At 71.6% G+C, this 22,197-nt stretch carries 20 protein-coding genes; 6 read left to right on the top strand and 14 right to left on the bottom strand.

Going from position 1 to position 22,197, the window contains the following annotated elements:
- Positions 1–19 precede the first annotated feature (19 nt).
- The 3 genes from ACYBSK_RS23175 to ACYBSK_RS23165 are packed head-to-tail and all read right to left on the bottom strand — an operon-like array spanning position 20 to position 3,238.
- Positions 20–1,321, bottom strand: a complete 1,302-nt coding sequence (locus ACYBSK_RS23175; RefSeq protein WP_460243162.1) for a sugar ABC transporter substrate-binding protein — start codon at positions 1,319–1,321, stop codon at positions 20–22.
- A 58-nt stretch (positions 1,322–1,379) separates the two neighbouring features.
- Positions 1,380–2,297 carry a carbohydrate ABC transporter permease gene (locus ACYBSK_RS23170; protein ID WP_457479139.1) on the bottom strand — a complete coding sequence of 306 codons (918 nt, stop codon included), beginning with the start codon at positions 2,295–2,297 and terminating at the stop codon, positions 1,380–1,382.
- Entirely contained in the window at positions 2,297–3,238 is a 942-nt protein-coding gene (locus ACYBSK_RS23165; protein WP_460243161.1) for a carbohydrate ABC transporter permease, read from the bottom strand. The genes ACYBSK_RS23170 and ACYBSK_RS23165 overlap by 1 nt, the downstream gene beginning before the upstream one ends.
- 343 nt (positions 3,239–3,581) lie before the next feature.
- Between ACYBSK_RS23165 and ACYBSK_RS23160 the strand changes: the two genes are divergently transcribed.
- Positions 3,582–5,879 carry an FAD-dependent oxidoreductase gene (locus tag ACYBSK_RS23160; RefSeq protein ID WP_460243160.1) on the top strand — a complete coding sequence of 766 codons (2,298 nt, stop codon included), beginning with the start codon at positions 3,582–3,584 and terminating at the stop codon, positions 5,877–5,879.
- Between the two features lie 92 nt (positions 5,880–5,971).
- Here ACYBSK_RS23160 and ACYBSK_RS23155 read toward each other — a convergent pair whose 3' ends face one another.
- The 6 genes from ACYBSK_RS23155 to ACYBSK_RS23130 form a co-directional block, all read right to left on the bottom strand.
- On the bottom strand, positions 5,972–6,760 hold the full coding sequence (locus tag ACYBSK_RS23155; RefSeq protein ID WP_457479136.1) for an IclR family transcriptional regulator: 789 nt from the start codon (positions 6,758–6,760) through the stop codon (positions 5,972–5,974).
- A gap of 83 nt (positions 6,761–6,843) precedes the next feature.
- Positions 6,844–7,767, bottom strand: coding sequence for an RNA polymerase sigma-70 factor (locus ACYBSK_RS23150; RefSeq protein WP_460243159.1), 924 nt, complete (start codon positions 7,765–7,767; stop codon positions 6,844–6,846).
- A 510-nt stretch (positions 7,768–8,277) separates the two neighbouring features.
- On the bottom strand, positions 8,278–8,580 hold the full coding sequence (locus ACYBSK_RS23145) for a carboxypeptidase-like regulatory domain-containing protein (RefSeq protein ID WP_457479134.1): 303 nt from the start codon (positions 8,578–8,580) through the stop codon (positions 8,278–8,280).
- Positions 8,581–8,590: 10 nt separating this feature from the next.
- Positions 8,591–9,523 (bottom strand): trypsin-like serine peptidase, encoded by a 933-nt coding sequence (locus ACYBSK_RS23140; protein ID WP_457479133.1) that lies wholly within the window; start codon positions 9,521–9,523, stop codon positions 8,591–8,593.
- 376 nt (positions 9,524–9,899) lie between these two features.
- The gene (locus tag ACYBSK_RS23135; protein WP_460247081.1) at positions 9,900–10,403 is read right to left on the bottom strand and encodes a DUF6328 family protein; all 504 of its coding nucleotides are present in this window, start codon (positions 10,401–10,403) and stop codon (positions 9,900–9,902) included.
- Positions 10,404–10,497: 94 nt separating this feature from the next.
- Entirely contained in the window at positions 10,498–10,677 is a 180-nt protein-coding gene (locus tag ACYBSK_RS23130; protein ID WP_457479132.1) for a hypothetical protein, read from the bottom strand.
- 156 nt (positions 10,678–10,833) lie between these two features.
- Between ACYBSK_RS23130 and ACYBSK_RS23125 the strand changes: the two genes are divergently transcribed.
- Complete coding sequence (locus tag ACYBSK_RS23125) at positions 10,834–10,977, top strand: hypothetical protein (RefSeq protein ID WP_457479131.1); 144 nt, start codon at positions 10,834–10,836, stop codon at positions 10,975–10,977.
- Positions 10,978–11,015: 38 nt separating this feature from the next.
- Here ACYBSK_RS23125 and ACYBSK_RS23120 read toward each other — a convergent pair whose 3' ends face one another.
- The 3 genes from ACYBSK_RS23120 to ACYBSK_RS23110 form a co-directional block, all read right to left on the bottom strand.
- On the bottom strand, positions 11,016–13,706 hold the full coding sequence (locus ACYBSK_RS23120; protein WP_460243158.1) for an ATP-binding protein: 2,691 nt from the start codon (positions 13,704–13,706) through the stop codon (positions 11,016–11,018).
- Positions 13,703–14,125, bottom strand: coding sequence for a hypothetical protein (locus ACYBSK_RS23115; RefSeq protein ID WP_460243157.1), 423 nt, complete (start codon positions 14,123–14,125; stop codon positions 13,703–13,705). Before ACYBSK_RS23115 ends, ACYBSK_RS23120 begins: the two co-directional genes overlap by 4 nt.
- A 101-nt stretch (positions 14,126–14,226) precedes the next feature.
- Entirely contained in the window at positions 14,227–16,317 is a 2,091-nt protein-coding gene (locus ACYBSK_RS23110) for an AfsR/SARP family transcriptional regulator (protein ID WP_460243156.1), read from the bottom strand.
- Positions 16,318–16,491: 174 nt separating this feature from the next.
- Here ACYBSK_RS23110 and ACYBSK_RS23105 point away from each other — a divergent pair, with 174 nt between their 5' ends.
- From ACYBSK_RS23105 to ACYBSK_RS23090, 4 genes are all read left to right on the top strand, one after another.
- Positions 16,492–17,430: an alpha/beta fold hydrolase gene (locus ACYBSK_RS23105; RefSeq protein WP_460243155.1), complete on the top strand. Its 939-nt coding sequence runs from the start codon at positions 16,492–16,494 to the stop codon at positions 17,428–17,430.
- A gap of 161 nt (positions 17,431–17,591) precedes the next feature.
- Positions 17,592–18,743, top strand: coding sequence for a GDSL-type esterase/lipase family protein (locus tag ACYBSK_RS23100; protein WP_460247080.1), 1,152 nt, complete (start codon positions 17,592–17,594; stop codon positions 18,741–18,743).
- 159 nt (positions 18,744–18,902) lie between these two features.
- Positions 18,903–19,142, top strand: a complete 240-nt coding sequence (locus ACYBSK_RS23095) for a chaplin (protein ID WP_457479125.1) — start codon at positions 18,903–18,905, stop codon at positions 19,140–19,142.
- A 129-nt stretch (positions 19,143–19,271) separates the two neighbouring features.
- Entirely contained in the window at positions 19,272–20,411 is a 1,140-nt protein-coding gene (locus tag ACYBSK_RS23090) for a pentapeptide repeat-containing protein (protein ID WP_460243154.1), read from the top strand.
- 9 nt (positions 20,412–20,420) lie between these two features.
- Here the strand turns inward: ACYBSK_RS23090 and ACYBSK_RS23085 are convergent.
- Together ACYBSK_RS23085 and ACYBSK_RS23080 are read right to left on the bottom strand one after the other, a co-directional pair.
- Positions 20,421–21,268 (bottom strand): IS5 family transposase gene (locus ACYBSK_RS23085; RefSeq protein ID WP_460243152.1). Its coding sequence is split into 2 segments (ribosomal slippage): positions 20,421–20,929 and positions 20,929–21,268, totalling 849 coding nucleotides; the frame shifts between segments, so codons are not numbered across the junction.
- 77 nt (positions 21,269–21,345) lie between these two features.
- Positions 21,346–22,193 (bottom strand): IS5 family transposase gene (locus ACYBSK_RS23080; protein ID WP_460243150.1). Its coding sequence is split into 2 segments (ribosomal slippage): positions 21,346–21,854 and positions 21,854–22,193, totalling 849 coding nucleotides; the frame shifts between segments, so codons are not numbered across the junction.
- Positions 22,194–22,197: the final 4 nt, after the last annotated feature.

Here is a 22,197-nt window from a genome sequence, read left to right as displayed (position 1 = left end):
GTGACGGGGGTCCGCCGGGTCAGCGCTTGATGAGCGCGGCGACTTCCTCGCCGGCCTGCTTCATCGCGTCCTTCGGCTTGGACTTGCCGACCAGGACGGCCTGGACCTGCTTGGCGACGGCCTCCTCGATCTGCGCGTTCTGCGCGAACTGCCAGAACGGGCTGCCGGTCGCGGTCCGCGTGATCTTCTCGGTCCACTCGGCGCTGAACGTGTCCTTGGCGACCTGCGGGTCGGCCAGGCCCTTCGTGGTCGACGGCGGCAGGGCGCGCTCGGTGAAGTACTGGGCGACGGTCTTCTGGTCGGAGGTGGCGTGCAGCGCGAAGTCCGTGGCGGCGTCCTGGCCCTTGCCCTTGACGATCGCGATGACTCCGCCCCACAGCAGGGCCTGCGGGGTGTCACCGGACTTCAGCACCGGACGCTTCATCGGCTGCATCGCGTCGGCCAGCGTCTTGTCCTTGGACTGGGAGGCCGTCACGCCCTTGCCGATGATGGCGTCGTCGTAGAAGGCCGCCTTGCCCTGGCTGAACAGGGCGCGGGCGTCGAAGCGGTCCACGTCGGCGGCGATCAGCCGCTCGTCGTGCAGCTTCTTGTACCAGGTGACCGCGTCGACGGAGGCGTCGTCGCCGAGGGTGACCTTCTTGCCGTCCAGCAGCGTGCAGCCGAAGGTCTGCATCCACGGGAAGATGTCCTTGAGCTGCGCGACCTTGGTGGCGGCGGCGTAGGGCACGACACCGCCGCCGAGACCCTTCAGCGCCCGCAGCGCGTCCTCGAACTCCTCGACGGTGACCGGGTGCTTCTTGATGCCCGCCTTCTCCAGGAGCTTGGAGTTGGCGATGACACCGATCGAGCCGGTGTTCCACGGCAGGCCGTACTGCTTGCCGTCGTACTTCCCGCTGTCCAGCGCCACGTCCGTGTAGCCGCCCTTGCCGGCCACCGGTCCGAGGTCGGCGAGCTTGCCCATCTGGGCCACCGCGGCGAGCCAGGCGATGTCGAGGTGGACCGCGCCGGTGGTCTCGCCGCCGCCGAGCTTGAGGGTGAGCTGGCTCAGGTACTCGTTGTACGGGTACGAGACCGCGCGGATCTTCGACCCCTGCTCCTTCTCCCACGCCTTGATGATCTTCTCGATCGACGGCTTGGCGGCCTCCTCGTTGAGCGACCACGACGTGAAGTCGAAGTTCTTCGACTTGGTGTCGCCGCCGTTGGAGGAGGTGCTGGCGCCGGACGGGGCGCAGGCGCCGAGCGCGCCGACGCCGGCCACGCCGAGGGCGCCGATGCCGAACATGCGCAGCGCACCGCGACGGCTGATGCCAGAGGTGGTCATGGTGTCTCCATGGGGAGTGAAAGGGAGGGTGAGGTGCGTGGGGGAGCAGCGGGGAAGGTCAGCTCTTGACCGAGCCGGCGGTCATGCCGCCGACGAGGTAGCGCTGGAGGAACATGAAGGCGACGACCACCGGGACGGACACGACCAGCGAGGCGGCCATCAGCTCGGGCCAGGCCGTCTGGAACTCGCCGATGTAGGTGGAGACGAGGCCGGGCGGCAGGGTCTGCTTCTCCTTGTCGGCGAGCGTCACCGCGAAGATGAAGTCGTTCCAGCCGCGTACGAAGGCGAAGAGACCGGCGGCGATCATGCCGGGCGCGGCGAGCGGCGCGACGATGGAGTGCAGGGTGCGCCAGCGGGACGCGCCGTCGATGGACGCGGCCTCCAGGAGGGCGTCCGGGATGGTGTCGAAGATGCCCTTCAGCATCCACACGCACAGCGGCATCGTGAACGTGGTGAAGGACAGCACCAGCGCGGTGTACGTGTTCAGCAGGCCGAAGCTGGAGAACACGGCGTACAGCGTCACCAGCAGCAGGGCCTGCGGGAACATCTGCGAGGCGAGCACCAGGTGCATCAGGGAACGCCGGCCGCGGTAGCGGAACTTGGAGAACGAGTAGCCCATGTACGTGGCGACGACCACGCTCAGGACGGCGGTGATGGTCGCCACGATCAGCGAGTTGACCAGGTACTTGATGAGCTGGTCGTTCTCGGCGAGGGCCGTGAAGTTGCCGAGGGTCAGATCGGTGGGGATCAGCTTCGGCGGGAACTGGAAGGTCGAATCGGGGCTGCTGAGGGCGGTGGCGAGCAGCCAGTAGACCGGCAGCAGACCGAAGGCGCCGATGACGACGACCGCGGTCCAGGCCGCGATCCGCGAGCGCAGCAGGTCCTTGCGTATCCGGCGGCGCGAGGTGCGCCCGGCCGGCGTGACGGCCGTCGGAGCCGTCGAGGTGGCTCGCGTCATGGGGGTCGTGGAGGTCATCAGGCGTCGTCGCCCTTCCGCTCGCTGATTCTGAGGTACACGACGACGAGGACGAGCAGGAGCAGCATCCACAGGCCGCCCAGCGCGGTCGCCCGGCCGATGTCGAAGCCCTTGAAGGCGGTCTGGTACACGGCGGTCGCGAAGGTCTCGGTGGATCCGGCCGGGCCACCGCCCGTGAGCACGTAGATGGTGTCGAAGTGCTGGAAGTTCCAGATGAACTCAAGGAGCAGCACGATCGAGGCGACGCCGCGCACCTGCGGCCAGGTGACGTTGAAGAAGCGGCGGATCGATCCGGCGCCGTCCATCGAGGCCGCCTCGTGCAGTTCCTTGGGCACGGTCTGGAGCCCGGCGAGCAGCATCACCATCATCCAGGGGAAGCTCGCCCAGGTCTTGGTGACGATGACGGCGAGCATCGCGGTGCCGGACTGGCCCAGCCAGGACACCGACTCCTCGATGATCCCGGCCTCCATGAGGATGCCGTTCAGGACGCCGTAGTTGGCGTTGAAGATCCACATCCACAGGAAGGAGACCACGACGCCCGGGATCACCCACGGGAAGAGGAACAGACCGCGCAGGAAGCCGCTGCCCTTCAGGCCCGTGTTGAGGGCGAGTGCGAGGGCGAAACCGAGGACGAAGGGGACGATCGTCGCGCCGACGGTGAAGATCATCGTCTGCTTGAAGATGGTCAGGAAGTCGCCGTCCAGCCAGTACGTGAAGTTCTCCAGCCCCACGAACTCGCGGCCCGGCAGCCGCAGGTCCTGCTTGAAGAACCCGGTGAACAGCGCCGACAGCAGCGGATAGATGATGATCGCCGCGAACAGGGCGAGTCCGGGGGCGGTCAGGAGCAGGGCGAACGCGCCGTTGGAGAGCCGTCCGCCGGTCCGCTCGCGGTCCCGCCGACGCGGTGGAGCCACCTTCTGGGGAGGTGCGGCCGTACTCATGGGTGTGTCCTCTCGAACGGGGCGGGAGCGCCGGGGCCCTGTGTGAACGCCAACCATGCTCCATCGAATGCCAGTTGCAGCATGCGGGATCGTTCTCCATATAGCGCGACGGAGTCAACCCTTTTGGTCGGTGAATCGTCGCTTCTGTACGGGACCGCTGAACTCGTCCCACCTGCCAAGAACTTGTACTGCGGCTCGTGCCGGCCACGTTCGGTGGCCGCGCCGGAAACTTACAACGAATCCCACTGTCGGAACAGTGTTTGCACAATATGGATGTGATGTACGTTCAAGGCCGCTCCGTTGCGCGGGGCGTATCCCAGCTGCACACCAAGGAGGCCGCACCGTGCGGGAAGAAGAGGTCCATTACGACATCGCCGTCATAGGGGGCGGGCTGGCGGGGACCTGCGCGGCCATCGCCGCGGCCCGGCTCGGCCGCCGTGTCGCCCTGGTCAACAACCGGCCCGTGCTGGGCGGCAACGCCAGCAGCGAGGTCCGCGTCTGGGTCTGCGGCGCCACCGCCCACGGCGTGCACCGCTGGGCACGCGAGACCGGCATCATGGGCGAGCTGTACACCGAGAACCAGTTCCGCAACCCCGAGGGCAACCCCTACTACTGGGACCAGGTCGTCCTCGACGCCGTCCATGCAGAGCCGAACCTCGACCTGTACCTCAACACCGATGTGCGCGAGGCCGACGCGAGCGGCCCCGAGGACGCCCGCGAGATCCACTCGTGCACCGGCTGGATGATGGGCTCCGAACGCCGCATCACCTTCCACGCGGCGCAGTTCCTCGACTGCACCGGCGACGGCCTGCTCGGCCACCTCGTCGGCGCCCGCCACCGCATCGGCCGGGAGGCGCGCGAGGAGTTCGACGAGCCCTGGGCGCCCGCCGAGGCGGACCGGGCGCTGCTCGGCTCCACCATCCTGTTCCACACCAAGGACACCGGCCGCCCGGTGAAGTTCGTACCCCCCGCCTACGCCAAGGACCTCTCCACCACACCCATCCTGCGCAACCGGGTGCTGCGCACCGGCGACAACGGCTGCGACTACTGGTGGGTCGAGTGGGGCGGCGAACTCGACACCGTCCACGACAACGAGCGCATCCGCGACGAGCTCCAGGCCGTCGTCATGGGCATCTGGGACCACATCAAGAACTCCGGCGAGTTCCCCGACGCCGAGAACCTCACCCTGGAGTGGGTCGGCAGCCTCCCCGGCAAGCGCGAGTACCGCCGCTTCCTCGGCGACCACGTCCTCACCCAGCAGGACATCCTCCAGCAGCGCCAGTTCGACGACCGCGTCGCCTTCGGCGGCTGGTCCGTCGACCTCCACCCCGTCCAGGGCATGTACGCGGACGAGCCCGGCGCCCGCCAGCGGTACGCGGACGGCGTCTTCCACATCCCGCTGCGCTCCCTGTACTCGGTGAACGTCACGAACATGCTGATGGCCGGCCGGAACATCTCGGCCACCCACATCGCCTTCGGCGCCACCCGCGTCATGGCCACCTGCGCCACGCTCGGGGAGGCGGCGGGCACAGCGGCCGCGCTGTGCGTCACCGAGGGCCTCACCCCGCGCGAACTCGCCACCAAGCGGCCCGAGTTGGTGCGGCGCACGCTGCTGCGGCAGGACGCCTCCGTCATCGGTCTCGCCGACGACGACCCCGACAACCTGGCCCGCGCGGCCCGCGTCAGCGCCTCCTCACAGCTCACCCGCCTGGCCGCCGAGCCCACCCCGGACACCCCCGGCGAGCCCCACCCGCTCACCCGCGACCTCGCGCTCCTGCTCCCCGTCGACCCGGCCCTCGACACCCTCGACCTGCTCGTCCACGGCGCTCCCGCCGAACCACGGGACCTCACCGTCGAGTTGTGGTCGACCGGCACCCCGGAGAACGCGGTCCCGGTCGACCGTCTGATCACGACGACCGTGACCGTCCCGCCCGGCGGGCCGCACTGGGTCACGGCGCCGCTCGGTCACCGCCCCGACGCCCCCGACAACGTCGTCGCGATCGTGCGGGCGTGCCCGGACGCGGCCCTGGTCCTGCTGCCCGACCGCACCGACGGCGTCCTCGCCCTGCGCAGCCGCGTCGAGGGCGACGCGGCCGTCGACCACGACATCCCGGAGGAGGACGGCCAGTTGGTCCTGGAATGGCAGGCGCGCGGGCTGCGCCGCCGGTCCTTCGCATTCCGCGCGACGCCGGACACCGCCGCGTTCCTGCCCGAGCGCGCCGCCGGAAGCTACCAACGCCCGTACGGGGGACCGCAGATGTGGTCCTCGGCGCCAATGCCCGACCCGGCGCGGGCCGAGCAGTGGCTCCGCCTCGACTGGGACACGGAGCAGCAACTCACCGAGGCCCGGCTGGTGTTCGACGACGACGTCGACGAGTACCTCAACAACCTGCACCGCCACCGCACCCCGTACGAGGTGATGCCGGAACTGGTCCGCGACTACCGCCTCCAGAGCCGCGACCCCGACGGCACCTGGCGCACGCTCCTCACGGTGACGGACAACCGCCGCCGGCACCGCGTTCACGCCCTGCGGGACGCGGACGGCGGGCCGGTGCGCACCGACGCGCTGCGCCTGGTGGTGGACGCGACGCACGGGGCGCGGCACGCGCACGTGATCGCGTTCAAGGCGTTCGGCGCGTAACGCGCACCGCGTCACGCACAGCGCTCAGCGCTCAGCGCGAAGGGACCCGGTGAAGGCCGACGCCTTCACCGGGTCCCCTGGTGTCGTACGGGTCAGAGCGCGCCGAGCGCCTGACTGATGGCGTCCGCCGCCTCGATCACCTCACGCACCAGCTCGGGCCGCTGCCCGTCGCCCTCGTCGCGGTTGCCGAGCAGTGAGGTCGGCCCCCACAGGGAGATGGCGGCGACGACGTCGTCCGAGGCGTCCCGCACGGGCGCGGCCAGCGAGGCGCGGCCCAGGGCGCGCTCCTCCGCCTCGATCGCGTAACCGGTGCGCCGCACGGTCTCGATCTCGGTGTCGAGCAGATCGTGGCTGGTCGTCGTGTAGTCGGTGTGCGCGCTCAGCGGTTCGGGCAGCAACGTGCGCCGCTCCTTGGGGCCGAGCCCGGCGAGCAGGCACTTCCCGATGCTGGTGGCGTGCAGCGGCGCGGTGTGCCCCGCCTGCGTGTACGACTTGGGGGCGCGGGCCCCCTCGAAGTTGCACAGGAACATCAGCTCGGTGCCGCGCCGGACCGCGACGTTGGCCCCGAGCCCGGTGCGCGTCGCGAGGTCCTGCAACACCATCCGGGCGGCGCGGTGCACGGGGTGGCGGTTGGCGGCGGTGGCGGCGAGCGGCAGCACGCCGAGGCTCAGCCGGTAGAGATTGCTGACCGGGTCGCGCTCGACCATGTCGAGGCGCTCAAGGGTGGACAGCAGACGAGAAGTGGTCGAGGATCCGAGACCCGTGAGTTCGGCGACATCGGAGACCCGCAGTTCGGCGCGGCCGGAGTCGAGTGCACGCAACACCGAGACCGCTCGTTCGACGCTCTGGTTCGTCCCGGCGTCGGACGTCCGATTGGCCATGACCCTCCTCGCATTCTGCAAATCGCTTGCACTATCTGCATCAGCATATCGCGTGGACCCGCGGGCGTGGGTGGTTCGGGACGTCACCGCGCCTGCCTGCGGGCCTCCCGCAGCTCCCGATCGACGGCCCAGGCGTCGGCGACCGGGCCGAGGTGACCGAGCTTGTCCGGATTGAGGACCGAGCGGACGGTCAGGACCTGACCGTCCAGCACGTCGAGGACGAAGACGCGCAGGATCCTCCCGTCGCGGTCGTGGAAGAGCGCGCCCGGCTGCCCGTTGATCTCGCGGGGCTCGCAGGTGATACCGGTCCGCGCCATGAGCGGGTGCACGGTCGCGAGCAGCCGGGCCACCTTCGCGGCACCGGCCACGGGCCGGGCCAGCTGCGGCGCCTTGCCGCCGCCGTCCCCGACGAGCTGGACATCGGCGGCGAGCGGACTCCGCAGCCCGTCCACGTCACCCTCGAAGAGCGCCTCGAAGAACCGCTCGGCCAGCTCCTGCCGCTCCTTGCCGTCCGCCTCGAACCGGGGCCGCCCCTCGCGCATGTGGCGCCGGGCCCGGACGAGCAGCTGACGGCACGCCGCCTCCGAGCGGTCCACCGCCGCGGCGATCTCGTCGAAACCGAAGGCGAAGACCTCCCGCAGCACGAATACCGAGCGCTCCAGCGGGCTGAGCCGCTCCAGGAGCACCAGCGCCGCCATCGACACCGACTCGGTCAACTCGGCGGCGCGGGCCGGGTCTTCGTACGGGTCGTCGAGCAGGGGCTCCGGCAGCCACGGCCCGGCGTACTGCTCACGGCGTACGCGGGCGGAGCGCAGCACGTCGATCGCGATGCGGGTCACCGTCGTCGACAGGAACGCCTTGACCGACACCGGGCGCGTGGAGGAGGCGTCGTAGCGCAGCCAGCTCTCCTGCACCGCGTCCTCCGCCTCGCTCACGCTGCCCAGGATCCGGTACGCGATCGAGAACAGCAGCGGCCGCAGCTCCTCGAACTCCTCCACCTTGCCCACGCCAACTCCCCCTCAGCGGTGCGGGATACGCGCCCGCCCGCCCTGATCATGTCTCCCCGGACGGGATCGCGGCGGCGCTTCGGCCGGATCCGCTCGCGCCGTACCGGAACATGTGGGGGCACAGTCGGGCGGGTCGGTTTCGTTGCAGCCATGGGGAGTTGCGCGATAGGGGCGCGGCTGGATGAGGTCGCCGATGACGAGACCCGCGCCGCGCAGCACCCTGACCCTGACCCAGCCGCCGTAGGTGAGTAGGTAGTTGGCAGCGCCGTCGCCCAGGCGCCCACCGCGGCGCAGGGGAGTTGTTCCGCTGAGCCCTGCACCAGCGGGTAGGGGGGGCCGACCCCATCGTGCGGGCCGCTCGGGGCGAGGCACCGATCCGCGGACCGCGCGCGTGCTGGTAGTCGCCGCTGATCCGGTTCCAGAGCCGCCGGTTGGCAGGGATGCTGTCCACGCGGCGACTCCAGCACCTTCTCCCGGGATCGGTCAACGCGATGGGCCCACGCGGAACACTCAGCCCAGCGTCAGATCGACCTGGATCGGTTCCGCGGCCCCGGCCGGGCGGCCCGCTTCGACGGAGACGGTGGCCTCGGCCGTGCCGGACGAACCCATGAGGGGATCCGCCCGGCATGTGAGGGTGTACGCACCGGGCGCCGGGGCCCCCAGTGAGAAGCGTCCCTCGGTGTCCGTCAGGGCAGCGATGTCCGGCAGTGGGCGAGGGCCCGCGGTGAACAGGACGTGCGCACCGGCCACCGGTGCGCCGGACGCGTCGCGCACGACACCGGTGATCTCCACTCCGGAGCTGCTGCCGTTCATGGGGTTCGGATCACGCCTTCCACGCCACGTAGTTGTTGTAGACCGGGGTGGTGAACCGCGTGCCGGAGTTCACCCGGGAACCACCGTAGGCGTGGATGGCGAAGCCGTAGCGGTTGTTGTTGTCGATGCGGTACACGGAGCTGCCGCTCTGCCCACCGGCGGTGTCGATGTCGTAGTACACCTTGCGCGCGGCGACCGAGTCGACGCCGCGGGCCGCGTACCACATGGTGCCGGAGGGCTTGTCGCCCGGATAGCCAGCGATGTTGCCGGTGGTCTTGAGCAGGTCCGAGTCCGAGTACACGCCGAAGCCGAACCAGCCCACGGTGTCACCGATGTTGTTGGGCGTGATGATGGCGCCGTAGTCGAAGTTCTCGTCGCCGTCGTTCGTCCAGCCGAGCACGGAACGGAAGCTGGTGCAGGTGATGCTGCCGTACGGCAGCGAACCGCCGTTGCGGCCGGGCATGACCTGGATGCTCTTGACCCACCCGTCGCGGCCCGCGACACCGCTGCCCTTGATGTACACGCAGTGGCCGGCGGTGGCGAGGGTGTGCGGCCCGAGCAGCCAACCGGTGCCCTGATACAGGGCGTTGTCGCGGGCCGTGATCAGCAGATAGCAGTGCACCCGCCACGGGTACACGCTCGTGTTGGCGATCTGTACGCGGTCGTCGGGGCCGTGCACCGTCTCCGCGGACGGCGGCGGCGGGCCGAACGACGCCTCTCCGATGTCGGGCAGCGAGGCGGTCGGGGCCGTCCAGGCCTCCGGCGCGAAGTGCTCCGGGCGGCGGTAGCCCTCGATCTGCTCCAGGCCCTCGTCCGTCGCGTGCTGGGCGGAGCCGGCGGTCCCCTGGGACGCGGGCTGGAGTACGGCCTCCTGCTCGGCGGCGATCGACGTGGTGCCGTCCTCGGGTTCGTTGCTCACTGCGCTGTGCGGGTCCTGCGGCATGCTGGATCACCTTGCTTCTCTGAGAGCTGCGAAGAGCTGTGATGTGATGCCTTGCTGGACGCCGCGGCCGCAACGTATCGGGGTAATGCTTCTTCTACTGCCGCCGGACAGACGGGGCAATGTGTCGATTGCGCCGTCCCGCCACGGCGACGGCGCGCTCGCCGGCCCGGTCCGGAACACACGAATCCGCCAACTACGTGGCCACGTACGGCACTCGGCGTGACAGTGGCCCCCGCCCCCTCACCGTGCCCGCCCGAGCCGTTCCCCAGCAGTCACGCCAAGAGCCCCGCACCCCACGTGTCGTGGGGGCGGGGCACCGTGTGCCGGGTCGGTGACACGGCGAACATGGCTCAAGCCCGTGCCGCCACCGCTCGCGTCAGAGATCGTTGCGATGGCGTCGGACGGACCGTTTCTTCAGCCACAGGGGAAGGACGTACCAGCACAGGGCGAACCAGAGCAGTACGGACCCCGCGAAGATCTCGGCGAGCAGGTCGGGCAGCACCACGTGCAGTATCAGCAGCACCGTCCCGCTGATGGTCAGCGACAGCAGGACGAGCCCCGTCACCATGAGCCGCCCGGCGATCGTCACCAGGTCGTCCTTCATCTGCTGGCCCGTCAGGATGCGGTGCAGGGAGACGGGGGCGATGAGGGCGCCGGTGGCCGCGGCGCCCAGGATCACGGTCGTCACGTAGACGTGGGTGTCGAAGGCGCCGAGATCGTCGAAGCGCGGGGTGAAGGCCACGCTCAACAGGAAGCCGAAGAGGATCTGCACACCCGTCTGCGCCACCCGGGTCTCCTGCAGCACCTCCGCCCACCGCCGGTTGACCCTCTCGTGGGCCTCCTCGACGGAGCGCCCCGGGGACGTCTCCGGCCTCACCATCTCGTCCGTACTCACCGACAACCTCCATTCCGGAAACGGCAGTTGACCACGCGCACCTGTATCGTGCGACTCCCCGCGTACTCGGCTTGCGCGCTCAGCGCCGACGCGACGACCGGCTGCTCGCCCAGCCACCGGCGCCCGCCAGGTGGAGGGCCAGAACGGTGAGCCCGAGCAGCATGATGTTCACGGACGAGAAGACATCATTCGTCGAGATGTCGGCGGCATTGATCAAGAAAGCCACGAAGAACAACACGGCGGCGGCTACGGCGAACATGGCAACTCCCTCAACTCGGCGCTGTTTTGGCGCCGGAGTAGGCGCCCGCACCGCCCGTATGCCCGCTTTCGTGTTCTCTACCGCATCCCGGGTAGTCGCACAGCGAGCGGTGCCGCGACGGAGCGGAACCCCGCCGTACGACACCATGGAGGAGCCATGCCCGGAATTCTCAACCGGATCAAGCAGTACAGCCGCACCCCGCAGGGCCGCCGCACCATCGCCGCCGCCCGCCGCACCGCCTCGGACCCCCGCAGGCGCGCCCAGGCCCGCTCGTGGCTCGGGCGGCTGCGGCGTCGGTGACCTGGAGCCTGACAGCCGAGGCATGCCGTCGCGGGACCTCAGAGCGAGGCCGGCCCTTCGTCGGGCTGGGCCGCGGCGGCCCCGATCCGGTCGTAGATCCGGACGGCCAGCCTCAAGTCGGCCATGCAGCCCTCGAAGTCGCCGGAGAGCAGTCGGCTCCTCGCGGCGCCCTCCAGTGCGGTCGCTTCGTCGAGGGGACAGTGTGCCCGGCGGGCGAGGGCCAGGGCCCGGTGGTGCGCGAGGAGTCCGTCCCGGGGCGCGCCGGTGCCGGTCCGCAGCGCCCCCAGGCTGTTCCAGACCTCTGCTTCGCCCTGCGGGTCTCCCACTTCCTGGAAGAGCCGCAGGGCCTGCTCGTAGAGCGCCACGGCCGTCGTGTGCTCGGACTTCGCGCAGTGGGTGCGGCCGAGGTCATGAAGGGCGTTGGCCTTGCCGTGCCGGTTGCCGATCGCGTCGCAGAGGGCCAGGGCCCGCCGGTGCAGGGCGGCCGCGCCCTCGAAGTCGCCGGTGGCGAACCGCTGACGCCCCAGGTGTATCAGGCCGTTCGTCTGCCCGTGCCGGTCGCCCAATTCCTCGAAGAGGGCCAGCGCGCGCTCGTGGTGGTCCGCGGCCGCCGCGTAGTCCCCGGTCACGTACCGCACGCGCCCCACGTTGTTCAGACCGTTGGCCTGCCCGTGCCGGTCGCCGAGTTCCTCGAACAGGGCCAGGGCCCGTTCGTGGAGGTCCGCGGCGGCGGCGTAGTCCCCGGTGATGAAGCGCACCCGGCCGAGGTCCTGGAGCGCGCTCGCCTGCCCGTGCCGGTCACCGAGCGCTTCGAACGACGCCAGTGCGCGTTCGTGGAAGTCCGTGGCCGCGGCGTACTCCCCGGTCAGGTAGCCGACGAAGCCGAGACCGAGCAGGACATTGCACTGACCCCGCAGATCACCCAGCGCGCTGAACAGTGTCAGTGCGCGCTGGTTGAAGTCCGTCGAGGCCGTGTAGTCAGCCGTCATGTACCGGACGCGGGCCAGACCGTGCAGCGCGGTGGCCTGACCGTGTCGATCGGCGAGTTCCTCGAACAGTGACAGCGCCCGCTCGTGGTGGTCCGTCGCGGCCCCGTAGTCGTCGGTGGTGGCGCGCACCCGGCCCAGATGGTTGAGGGTCGCGGCCTGCCCACCGCGGTCACCCAACGCCTCGAAGAGGGCCAGGGCGCGCCCGTGGAAGCCGATCGACGCCGCGTAGTCGGCGGTCATGTACCGCACGAGGCCGATCCGGTTGAGGGCATGGGCCTCACCGTGCCGGTCCCCGAGCCGGTGTGCCATGTCGGCGGCGCGTTCGTGCAAGGCGGTGGCCTGGGGCCAGGGGCCCTCGCGCAGCAGGAGCGGGGCCAGGGCCGTATCCAGTTCGACCACATGCACCGCCAGGCCGTGGGCGCCCGCGTGATCGAGGCACGCGAGGATGTTGGCGCGCTCCGTCCGCAGCCACGTCAGCGCGCTGTTCGCGTCGGGCAGCGGCGGCGTCCCGCGGCGATGGGCGGCGATGACGTCCTCGGCCGACTCAACGGTGCGCCGGTAGTACGCCAGGAGCCGTTCCAGCGCGAGATCGCGTTCGTCGGCGGGCTCGTGGTCGGTGCAGCACGTGGCGGCGAACTCGCGGAGCAGATCGTGGAGGCGGTACCGCCGCGGGGCCACTTCCTCCAACAAGTGCCCGGTGTAGAGCGCTTCGAGCGCGCGGACCGCTCGCTCGTGCGGGACGCCGTCCAGGGCGGCCGCCGCGTACGAGTCGATGTCCGGTCCGGGGTGCAGGCTCAGTCGGCGAAAGAGCCGCTGCCCGGACGGGGGCAGATTTCGGTACGACAGCCTGAACGCGGCATCGACGGCCCGCGTACCGGCCGCCAGATGGCCGATCCTGTCCTTCGCGTCGGCGAAGTCGGCCGCGAGGTCGGCCACGGTCCACGCCGGACGGTGGGCCAGGCGCCCGGCGAGCAGCACGATCGCCAGCGGCAGGTGACCGCAGAGCCGCACCAGATGGTCCAGCACGGCGTACCCGTCCGGGTCGGAGCGCAGCGGATCCTGGCGGGCCAGGAGACGGAACAGAGCGACCGCCTCATCGTGCGGCAGCGTCTCCAGCGACAGCAGTTCGGCGCCGTCGAAGTCCACCAGGCGGCTGCGACTGGTCACCAAGGTCAGACAGGTGGCGCCGCTCGGCAGCAGCGGCTCGATCTGCTCGCTGTCGGCGGCATCGTCGAGCACGAGCAGAACGCGTCTGCCCGCGACTTGGTCGCGCCACAGGCCGCTGCGTCCGTCCAGGGTCGCGGGCAGGCTGCGGGGATCGATACCGAGTCCGGCGAGCAGATTCGCGAGGACGTCGTGCGGATCCGCGGCGGACTGGCCCTGGGCGTGGGCGCGCAGATCGACGAAGAACTGCCCGTCGGGGAACTGTTCCCCAAGGAGATGCGCGGCCCGGGTGACGAGGGCGGTCTTGCCGACGCCCGGCATGCCGCTGACGGTGCGGATGCGTACCCGGCCCGAGGCCGCCGCGTGCAGAAGCCCCTTCAACTCCCGCTCACGGCCCGTGAAATAGGGCGAGTCGCGGCGCAGGCCCCGGATGACGGACGGTCGTGCCGGAGCCGGCGCCTCGTACACGTGGGTGGCCCTGTGCACGTCCCGGCCCGCCTGGTTGACCTCCGCGGACCCCGAGGCCGTCGCACGCTGCTCGACCCGTGTCGAGGGCGGATGCTCCGAGCCGGTCATGGTGGCGGAGCGACGGGGCCGTGCACATCCCGGCCGGCCTGGATGCTCACGCCGCCGGACACCGTGGCGTTCTGCGCGACGGACCGCACGGCGACCCGTTCGCGCTCGCTCAAGGCGGGCACCAGATGCACGTCGAGGAGATGCCGCAACTCCGCGTACGAGGACGGGTCTTGGTGGAGCAGCTGGTGCAGGCGGAGACGGCACGCGCCGACCAGCGCCTCTTCCGCGTGCGCGTCGCCCTCCCCGCGGGCCTGTACGACCTGGCTCCTCAACTCCTCGAGCTCCGTGACGGCTTCGGCGGCCCGCTCGGGGCTCATCCGTCGCCACAGCGCCGCCGTCGCCTCGCGAATCTGCCCCCAGGCATCCGTGGCCATCGCCCCCACCAGAGCGGTGCCGGCTGCCACGACCATCGGGTCCATCTCCACGTCCTCTCCGAGAAGCCGCCGCGACAACTCTAGAAGCGACCCGGGTGGAACATGAGGGTTCAGCGCGTATTGGACGGTCGAATCCCGTAATAACGTTACGTGCGCGGGGAGTTGAGCGGAGCCGTCGCGGTGATGGGCCGACTGTGACCGCGCTGTGCGCCGCCGTCGGCCGCACCGGGAGCGTGGGCGGCGAGAGCCGCATCGGTGGCCGTCAGATGGTCGGCGACCGGGCCGAAGGTGAGCAGGCCGCTGCCGGCGCCGGCGTACTCGGTTTCGGCGGCGGTCAGTTCGGCGCGGGCGCGGCGCAGGACCGGCAGGTGGCCCACGGCCGCGGCGGCGCGGGCGAGGACGCACCACAGGGCTTCCTGGAGGAGGTCGTGCGGTGGCCGGGGGACAGCCGTCAGGGCGTCGTACGCCTCGGTGGTGGCGCCGGAGGCGGCCAGCAGCAGGGGGTCGAGCCAGGGGCGGTACGGGCCGGCGTCGAGGTGGGCGAAGTCCGCCGGGTCGGGCAGGGCTTCGCCGCGCAGGGCGGGGACCAGTGCGACGAGGGCGGCGGCACCTTGGGCGAGGCCGGACATGCCGGAGTCGGCGGTGTCCGCGAGGACGGACTCGTACCGGGGGCGTGCTGCCGCCCAGCCGTCGGTTTCGGTGGTGCGCAGCGCCCGGTACCAGGAGGTGAAGACGGTGGCGAGCGGGCGTTCGTTGCGCAGCGCGAGCCGGTCGATCTCCTCGGCCTCGGTGTCCGCGGCGGCGAAGTCGCCCAGCCCCGCGAGAGCCTGGAGGCGGACGATGCGGCCGAGGACCTCGTGCCCGGGAAGCTGATGGTCGACGGCCAGTCGGGTCAGTTCCGCGCCGAGGGCGGCCCGGGGCGCGGCCGAACCGCAGTGGGCGTACGACTGCATGAAGGCGCCGTTGAGGGCGAACGCGAGGAGCGCGGGATCGCCCAGGCGGCGGGCGAGCCGGACGGCTTCCTCGGCGGCGCGTTCGGCGCGCAGCCGCCACGGTTCGGTGGCGGGCGCGGCGGCCGCCCGGGGGAGCGGCGCGTCGGCGGTGGCGTCGCCGCGTGACTCCACCGCCACGACCGACAGCAGCCGGGCGCGCAGCGCGGCGGGGCCCTCGGGGCCGAGCCTGGCGGCGGCGCGGGCGGCGGCCCGCGCCAGCTCACCGGCGCCGGCCGGGTCGTCGGCGCGGGTCCACACCGCCGGGACGTCGTAGGAGCCGATGATCCGGGCGGCCAGCTCCGTGTCGCCGGTGGTCTCGGCCACCGCGACCAGGTCTTTTCTGTGTCGGCGGGCTTCTTCCAGGCCGTCGGCGCCGGTCACCGCGAGATCGCGCAGCAGTCCGGCGGTGGCGTGCAGCCGGGCCCGGGACCGCGCGGGCACCGAGCGGTCCCAGGAGGCCGCCGCCCGGCCCCAGACGCTGTCGGCCGCACCGGCGGGTTCGGCCGGAGTCGGCGTGGTCGCGCTGAGGATGCGTGCCTCGGTCCGTGCCAGGGCGGAGCCGCTCCCCCCGGCGGCACGTGCCTGGGCCAGCGCCTCCCGTGCCTCGCCGCGCCGCCCGGCCCGGTCGAGCGCGGTGGCCAGCAGCACCCAGCCGTCCTCCCGGCCGGGATGCGCGGCGACGTGGGCCCGCAGATCGGCGACGGCGTCGCGGGCGGCGCCGGTCGCCAGCAGGGCGTCGGCCCGCCGTTCGACCGCGTCGAGGCGGAGCGCGTGGAGGCGGGCCCGTTCGGCGGCGGCCCAGTCGGCGGCGGGGAAGTCGGCCAGCACCGGCCCCCGCCAGCAGGCGAGCGCCTCGTCCCACAGGGCGACGGCGGTGCGGGGCGGCGCGTCGGCGGCCTGCGCGACGGCGTCCTCGAAGCGCCAGGCGTCCACCGCCTCGCGGCCCGCCCGCACGGCGTAGCCGGGGCCGTCGGTGATCAGCAGGCGGGACGGCTGCCGGGGTGGACGGCCCGGCTCCAGGGCGCGGCGCAGCGCCGCCACGAAGGTGCGGACCGCGCCGACCGCCCCCGCGGGCGGCTCGTCGCCCCACAGGTCCGCCGTCAGCCGGCCGACCGGTACGACGCGGCCGCGGGCGATCAGCAGCCGCCCGAGCACCTCGCGGTGGCGCGGTGCCCCGAGCGGGAGCGGCGAACCGTCGCCGTCCCAGGCGGCCACCGGCCCCAGCAGTCCGAACTCCACGCCCACGACAGGGTCCTTCCGCGGGCGGCGCCGTCCCGAAACGGGTGCCGCGTGCTCACTCATCGATCGCTGATCCGGGGCCCACACCCTGGGTGACGTCCCCGGAACGAACCGGACCACCGAGGTCAGCGGTCCGGGACGTCCACTCTGCCACGAACCTCACGCACCACAGGAGTCACTGTGACCACCCCGACCGCCCCGACCACCCCGACCATCCCTGGCTTCACCGAGCACCAGGTCCGCGTCGACGACGGCGACGCCAACGGCGGCGACAACAACGGGCACGCCGACGGCGTCACCCTGAACGCGGCCGTCGGCGGCCAGGGCAGCCCGGTCGTCCTGCTGCACGGCTTCCCGCAGACCCGTCTGATGTGGCGGCACGTCGCGGCCGACCTCGCCGCCGACCACACCGTCATCTGCCCCGACCTGCGCGGCTACGGCGCCAGCGACAAGCCCGCCGAGACCGGCCCCGACGTCTACTCCAAGCGGACCATGGCCCGGGACGTCGTACGCCTCGCCGCCGAACTGGGACACGACCGCTTCACGCTGGCCGGCCACGACCGCGGAGCCCTGGTCGCCTTCCGCGCCGCGCTGGACCACCCGGACGCCGTCTCCCGCGCCCTCTTCCTCGACGTCCTGCCGACCCTCGACATGTGGGACGCGCTGCGCGGGGTCTCCGGGGCCGTCGGCTTCCACCTCTACCTGATGGCCCAGGCCCCCGGACTGCCCGAGGAGATGATCCGGGCGGCCGCCGACCCCTTCTTCGCGTACTTCCTCGACGCCTGGACCCAGGACCCGGACGCCATCCCCGCCGACGTACGGGCCCACTACCTCGCCGCGTCCGCGGCGGCCGTGCCGTCCATCGTCGCCGACTACCGCGCCTCCGCCGGCGTGGACGTGGACCACGACACCGCCGACAGGGCGGCCGGCAACCGGCTCGCCATGCCGGTGACCGTCCTCCAGCAGGACTGGGGCGCCGCGCTCGGCTACCACGCCCAGGGACTGTGGAGCGCCTGGGCCGACGACCTGGAGCACCGCACGGTCTCCTGCGGCCACTTCATGGCCGAGGAGGACCCCCAGCTGATCGCCGACGAGATCCGGGCCCTCGCCGACCGCTGAGCGGGGGCCGATGTCACGCCCCCGTGCCCTGATCGAGTGCGGGTGGTTCGTGAACGGGCTCAACGGCTCCTGCGCGGGTACGTGGTTCCGGACCTGAGACGGTCGGCCCGCAAGGGGCGACCCGGAGTGTTCGGCCTGAGGCGGGAGGGGTGGCGGTGGCGTTGCGGGAGGTTCCGCTGGTGGGGGGTCCGGTGGAGTTCCGGGGTGCGCTGGACCTGGAGAGCAGGCCGGCGGGGGTGATGCCGCGCCGGCTGCCCGCCTGGACCGCGGAGCAGTACCAGGACCCATCGGTGCACGGGGTGACCGTGATGCCCTCGGGGGTGCGGCTGGTGTTCCGTACCGACGCCCGGACGCTGGAGTTCGAGGTGCTCACCACCACCGGGCAGCTCGAGACCGACGCCGAGCCGCGTCCCACCGGGATGCTGGAGCTGGTGGTCGACGGCGTCGTGACCGGGCGGCGGCAGGCGCCGGTGGGCAACGTGCTGCGGATGGCGGGCCCCGGGGACGTCCAGGAGGCGGTGTCGGGGGAGCCCGGGACCGTACGGTTCACCGGGCTGCCGGCCGGGATGAAGACCGTCGAGCTGTGGCTGCCGCAGCAGACCCCCACGGAACTGGTGGCCCTGCGCGCCGACGGAGAGGTGCTCGCGCCGCTGCCGGACGGACGCCGCCGGTGGGTGCACCACGGCAGCTCCATCAGCCACTGCGTCGAGGCCGACGGCCCGACCGGCACCTGGCCGGCGGTGGCGGCCGCGCTCGGCGGCGTGGAGGTGATCAACCTCAGCCTGGCGGGCAACGCGCTGCTCGACCCGTACGTCGCCCGGACGATCCGTGACCTGCCCGCCGACCTGATCAGCCTCAAGGTCGGCATCAACATCGTGAGCCTGGCCGCCTTCCGGGCGCGGACCTTCGGCCCGGCGGTGCACGGGTTCCTGGACACGATCCGGGACGGCCACCCGGACACCCCGCTCCTGGTGGTGTCCCCGGTGAGCTGCCCCGCCGTCGAGGACACCCCCGGCCCGACCGCGGTGGGACCGGACGGGAGGATCGCGGCCCTGGGCGACCCGGAGGACGTGGCCACCGGGGCGCTGACCCTGTCCGTGGTCCGCGAGGAACTGGCCCGGATCGTGGCGGCTCGCGGCGCACACGACCCGCACCTGCACCATCTCGACGGCCGTGAGCTGCTCGGCCCCGACGAGGCGGGCGACCTCACCGACGGCCTTCACCCCGACGCCGCCGCGTACCGCCGGATGGGCAAGCGCTTCGCCGCCCACGCCTTCGCGGACGACGGCCCCTTCGGCCGCTCCGCGGAGTAGGGGGCGGCCCGGCGTGCCACCCCGGGGCGACCGGAGGCGTGCGGCGGGTCGACCGCCCCCGGGACGGACCTCCCGAGAGGCGCACCGGCGGAACCTGTGAGTGCCTGGGTGGTGACGGGATGCGTATCCGTCACGCTTCGTCTCACTCAAGGAGTCTTCATGAAGCCCATGATCAAGCTGGGTCTCACGGCCGCCGCGGCCGGTATCGCCGTCCTCGGAACCGCCGGGATGGCCGCCGCGGACACCGACCCGTTCGGCGTGGCGCAGAACTCGCCCGGTGTGGTCTCCGGCAACGTGGTCCAGGTACCGGTGGAGGTGCCGGTCAACGCCTGCGGCAACTCCCTGAACGTCGTCGGCCTGCTCAACCCGGCCCTCGGCAACGCCTGCTTCAACGGGTGACGCGAACACCCTTCTTCCGAGGCCCCCGGGACACCGTCCCGGGGGCCTCTCGCCCTTGCCGCGGGCCCAGTTGGACGTGCGGCCCACCCCCTTGATCGCCTCTGGGGCGGCACCTAGGCTCTGGTGCCCATGGGGACAGGGGCGGGGCCGGGAAGAGGGCTCGTACGTCGCGCGGCGGTGGGCCTCGCGGTGGTGGCGGGGCTGGTGGCCCTGGCCACGGTGTTCGTCGTACTGCCCGGGGTGATCGTCGACCACGATCTCGGCGGAGCGAGCGTCGCCGCGAAGGAACGCCTGAAAGCGGTGAACGACGTCCGTACGACGCTCCTGCAAGTGGTCGGCGGCCTGGTCGTCCTCTTCGGCGCGTACGCCACCTGGCGGCAACTGCGCGTGAGCCAGGACGGGTTGAGGGCCACTCAGGAGGGCTACGTCACCGACCGGTTCAGCCGGGCAGTCGACCAGCTCGGCAGCGACAAGCTGGACGTGCGCATCGGCGGGCTGCACGCGCTGTGGCGGATCGCGGAGCAGTCCGGCCGCGACCGGGAAGCCATCATCTCCATCCAGGCCGCGTATCTGCGGACCCACCTGCCGTGGCCGCCCACCGCTGCCGAGGCACCCGCGGCGGACGCGCCCATCAACGACATCGCGCCCCTGGAGACGCGCACCGCGGACGCCCAGGTGGCACTGACCGCGCTCGGCGTGCTGTGTCAGCACCGGGAGCAGTCCTGGGTCAACCTCAGCCTCACCGATCTGCGCCGGGCCGACTGCGACGGACTGTGGTTCCCCGAGGTCAACTTCGACCGTGCCTGCATGGAGGCCGCGGGTCTGTACCGCGCCAACCTGACCCAGGCCTCGCTGGTCTCGGTCAACCTCCGGCACGCCGACCTCACGACCGCCGTCCTGCGCCGGGCCCGCTGCGTCCTGGCCGACCTGCGGGCCGCGAAGCTGGTCCACACCGACCTGCGCGACGCCGAGTTCACCGAAACCGACCTGCGCGAGGCGAACCTCCGCAAGGCCGATGCCCGCGGCGCCGTCTTCCACCGCGCAGACCTCCGTACGGCCGACCTCCGCGGCACCGACCTGAGCACCGCCGACCTCGCCGGAGCGCGGCTGACCGGTGCGCTGGCCAGCGACCGGACCCGCTGGCCGGCGGATTTCGACCGTACGGCCGCCGGAGTCGTCGACGGCGAGGACCCGGGACCCGAGCCCTCGCCGCTGCTCCAGCCGCCCGGCATGACGTGGCAGGCGCCTCCGCTGCGGTCCACTCCCTAGGTCGTGTCTTCAAAGTGGTCGGAGCCAGAGCAGTGTGGCGGCGAGGGTGATGACGGCTTCGAATGAGGTAGCGGTCTTGTCGTAGCGGGTGGCGATGGCGCGGTAGTGCTTGAGCCGGTTGAAGCAGCGTTCGACGACGTTGCGGCGCCGGTAGTGGGCTTTGTCGAAGCCGCAGGGACGTTCGCCGCGCCTGATCCGTCCGTTGAGCTGGTCGATGCGCTCGGGAATGGTGTGCTTGATACCGCGTCTGCGCAGGTAGGCGCGGATCGAGCGGGAGGAGTAGCCCTTGTCGGCGACCACACGCGCGGGGCGGGTGCGTGGCCGTCCCGGGCCGGGGCCTGCGACGCGGATGCGGGCCATGACCTGCTCGAACTGCGTGCAGTCATTGCGGTTGCCGCCGGTCAGGACGAACGCGAGGGGACGGCCTCGGCCGTCGCAGGCCAGGTGGAGCTTGGTGGTTAATCCTCCGCGGGATCGACCGAGGGCGTGATCTGCCGGTTCGTCCCCCGCCCGGCCCCCTTTTTCGCGCCGGCGGCATGCTGGTGGGCATGGACGAGTGTCGAGTCGACCGCGACGAGCCAGTCCACGTCCGCCCTCGCCTGCCGGTCAGCCTGAACCGCGGCGAGCATCCGGGTGAAGGTGCCGTCCAGGGCCCATCTGCGAAAGCGGGTATAGAGCGACTGCCAGGCCCCGTACCGGGCCGGCACGTCCCGCCAGGCGGCACCGGCCCGAATCTTCCACACGATTCCGTTCAGCACCGTTCGGTCATCCGCACGCGGGCGACCGAACGACCCGGCCGGAAGGAGCGGGCACAACAACTCCCACTCCTCATCCGTCAGTTCATAGCGACGACTCACCGACCCATGGTCTCGCAAACCCACTTTGAAGACACGACCTAGGGCCTGATCCAAACGACAGGCCCTAGGTCGTGTCTTCAAAGTGGTCGGAGCCAGAGCAGTGTGGCGGCGAGGGTGATGACGGCTTCGAATGAGGTAGCGGTCTTGTCGTAGCGGGTGGCGATGGCGCGGTAGTGCTTGAGCCGGTTGAAGCAGCGTTCGACGACGTTGCGGCGCCGGTAGTGGGCTTTGTCGAAGCCGCAGGGACGTTCGCCGCGCCTGATCCGTCCGTTGAGCTGGTCGATGCGCTCGGGAATGGTGTGCTTGATACCGCGTCTGCGCAGGTAGGCGCGGATCGAGCGGGAGGAGTAGCCCTTGTCGGCGACCACACGCGCGGGGCGGGTGCGTGGCCGTCCCGGGCCGGGGCCTGCGACGCGGATGCGGGCCATGACCTGCTCGAACTGCGTGCAGTCATTGCGGTTGCCGCCGGTCAGGACGAACGCGAGGGGACGGCCTCGGCCGTCGCAGGCCAGGTGGAGCTTGGTGGTTAATCCTCCGCGGGATCGACCGAGGGCGTGATCTGCCGGTTCGTCCCCCGCCCGGCCCCCTTTTTCGCGCCGGCGGCATGCTGGTGGGCACGGACGAGTGTCGAGTCGACCGCGACGAGCCAGTCCACGTCCGCCCTCGCCTGCCGGTCAGCCTGAACCGCGGCGAGCATCCGGGTGAAGGTGCCGTCCAGGGCCCATCTGCGAAAGCGGGTATAGAGCGACTGCCAGGCCCCGTACCGGGCCGGCACGTCCCGCCAGGCGGCACCGGCCCGAATCTTCCACACGATTCCGTTCAGCACCGTTCGGTCATCCGCACGCGGGCGACCGAACGACCCGGCCGGAAGGAGCGGGCACAACAACTCCCACTCCTCATCCGTCAGTTCATAGCGACGACTCACCGAC

The sequence above is a fragment of the Streptomyces sp. BYX5S genome (assembly GCF_054724165.1).
This window is presented reverse-complemented; position numbering and strand designations above follow the sequence as displayed.

Coding starts and splice junctions, on each gene's coding strand:
- ACYBSK_RS23175 (WP_460243162.1), bottom strand. CDS start 1,321: ATGACCACCTCTGGCATCAGCCGTCGCGGTGCGCTGCGCATGTTCGGC.
- ACYBSK_RS23170 (WP_457479139.1), bottom strand. CDS start 2,297: ATGACCTCCACGACCCCCATGACGCGAGCCACCTCGACGGCTCCGACG.
- ACYBSK_RS23165 (WP_460243161.1), bottom strand. CDS start 3,238: ATGAGTACGGCCGCACCTCCCCAGAAGGTGGCTCCACCGCGTCGGCGG.
- ACYBSK_RS23155 (WP_457479136.1), bottom strand. CDS start 6,760: ATGGCCAATCGGACGTCCGACGCCGGGACGAACCAGAGCGTCGAACGA.
- ACYBSK_RS23145 (WP_457479134.1), bottom strand. CDS start 8,580: ATGAACGGCAGCAGCTCCGGAGTGGAGATCACCGGTGTCGTGCGCGAC.
- ACYBSK_RS23140 (WP_457479133.1), bottom strand. CDS start 9,523: ATGCCGCAGGACCCGCACAGCGCAGTGAGCAACGAACCCGAGGACGGC.
- ACYBSK_RS23135 (WP_460247081.1), bottom strand. CDS start 10,403: ATGGTGAGGCCGGAGACGTCCCCGGGGCGCTCCGTCGAGGAGGCCCAC.
- ACYBSK_RS23130 (WP_457479132.1), bottom strand. CDS start 10,677: ATGTTCGCCGTAGCCGCCGCCGTGTTGTTCTTCGTGGCTTTCTTGATC.
- ACYBSK_RS23125 (WP_457479131.1), top strand. CDS start 10,834: ATGCCCGGAATTCTCAACCGGATCAAGCAGTACAGCCGCACCCCGCAG.
- ACYBSK_RS23120 (WP_460243158.1), bottom strand. CDS start 13,706: ATGACCGGCTCGGAGCATCCGCCCTCGACACGGGTCGAGCAGCGTGCG.
- ACYBSK_RS23115 (WP_460243157.1), bottom strand. CDS start 14,125: ATGGACCCGATGGTCGTGGCAGCCGGCACCGCTCTGGTGGGGGCGATG.
- ACYBSK_RS23095 (WP_457479125.1), top strand. CDS start 18,903: ATGAAGCCCATGATCAAGCTGGGTCTCACGGCCGCCGCGGCCGGTATC.
- ACYBSK_RS23090 (WP_460243154.1), top strand. CDS start 19,272: ATGGGGACAGGGGCGGGGCCGGGAAGAGGGCTCGTACGTCGCGCGGCG.